This window comes from Teredinibacter waterburyi (assembly GCF_001922985.1).
Lineage (GTDB): Bacteria > Pseudomonadota > Gammaproteobacteria > Pseudomonadales > Cellvibrionaceae > Teredinibacter > Teredinibacter waterburyi.
In genome coordinates this window covers 1-1521 of sequence record NZ_MRUH01000028.1, presented here as the reverse complement: position 1 = coordinate 1521, position 1521 = coordinate 1, and the positions used below count along the sequence as shown (strand labels likewise).

General features: G+C 37.7%; 1 protein-coding gene. It reads right to left on the bottom strand.

What is annotated here, in order from left to right:
• Positions 1 to 573: 573 nt before the first annotated feature.
• Complete coding sequence (locus IDZ20_RS04775) at positions 574 to 1434, bottom strand: alpha/beta hydrolase (RefSeq protein WP_045859123.1); 861 nt, start codon at positions 1432 to 1434, stop codon at positions 574 to 576.
• Positions 1435 to 1521: the final 87 nt, after the last annotated feature.

The following is a 1521-nucleotide window of genomic DNA, read 5'->3' as shown; positions in this document are numbered from 1 at the left end:
CATAACTCCGTAAACTACTTTTTTCATCATTCTTTAGTCCTTTTTTATTTGCGCATAACGCCTTGCTCAGTTGCGCAGCGGTTGTAGTGGATTTTTGTGCAACAATGAGCGCAGCGAATGCACAAAAAGGAGCGTAGACCGCTGCGTCAACTGGAGCAATTTGTTAAGTGTTTGGCCCATTAAAATAAACCAACAAATAAACCATAAATACTCCACAGACCATAGTGAACACCCCTAACCGATATGGTTTAAAGTATGTAACTCCATCTTTCTTTGTAATGGTTATGAACAAACGCCCATATAGAAAATAGTATATACAAGTACCAATACAGCATACAAAAAAGGTAGCGTAGACCACAAATAGATGCTGATGAGATGCCCCTTTCGTGCCGATAAAGGCTATAACGAAGATTATAAAATTCAACCATCCAAGGAATCTTACAGATGACAGAACCGCTAGCTCGATACTTTCTCTATTCATCGTTGACACTTAACGCCCGTGTATGCGGACGGAGTGGAAGCGCGAAGCGCTGGAATGGAGTTCCGACATGACACGCTTGTTAGCTTCTGTTTTTAGCCCTTTGGTATTGCTTTTTTTAAGCCGTCTGTTAAAAGCAGAGAAAACACACTAAAATGTGTTTCTCCATCCAATACATAGGCGTTAAACGTTAATCCCTTATATTGCCTATTTTTAAGTATTTTTTCGAAAAGCAAGACATCATCAACCATGCTTTTATGGTTGTTTTTATTTTCTTCGCTACCAATATACATAAAGACAGTTGCATTCATCGCTTTGTTCTTTTTTGCATACGCCTCTTCTAGACGGAAAATAGCTCCTTCGTCATACCATAATGACGGACTACCTATAATATATTTCTGAAATAGTTCTGGTTTAACCAAAAGGGTGTAAGCTCCCAAAAGCCCTCCAAAAGAGTGGCCTATATAGATTTTATTATCCACATCAATACGGTATTTTTGAGATATTAAAGGAAAAACCTCCTTCTCCAAAAACTCCAAGTACTGGAATGCTTTACCCGAATATTTTTGAGCTTCTAAGGAATGTGCTCCTTTTTCACCTGGAGCGAAAGTTGGCGTGTAATCTCTAGTCCGACTAATTTCGGAAGAACTCCCTTTTGAATATGATATACCTACTAGAATGAGATCTTCAATATCTCTGCCTCCCATAAGGCCAACTACACCACTAGCGATAGGAAAAGAAAATCCAGTATCACTTAAAATTGCAACGGGATAATTTTTTTTCGTCTGTGAATAGTTACGAGGTAGCTTTATATATAATTCATAATCTTGTTTATTAATACCTGAACTGATTGTTACTATTTCCGTACCACTTATTCTATATTCCGAAATTTCCTCAGCCTTAATGGTGAGTGATAACATAGATAATATAAGTGCATAAATATAACGTAATAACATTAATTTTTTGATTCCTTTAGGGAAGCTAACGCCAAGCTCACCTGCAATTTTTGCTGTGAGCGTTTGTGTAAAATGGAGCTACGCGAC

Bases quoted from the DNA above. Each gene is read 5' to 3' on its own strand.
- IDZ20_RS04775 (WP_045859123.1), bottom strand. From the start codon at position 1,434: ATGTTATTACGTTATATTTATGCACTTATATTATCTATGTTATCACTC.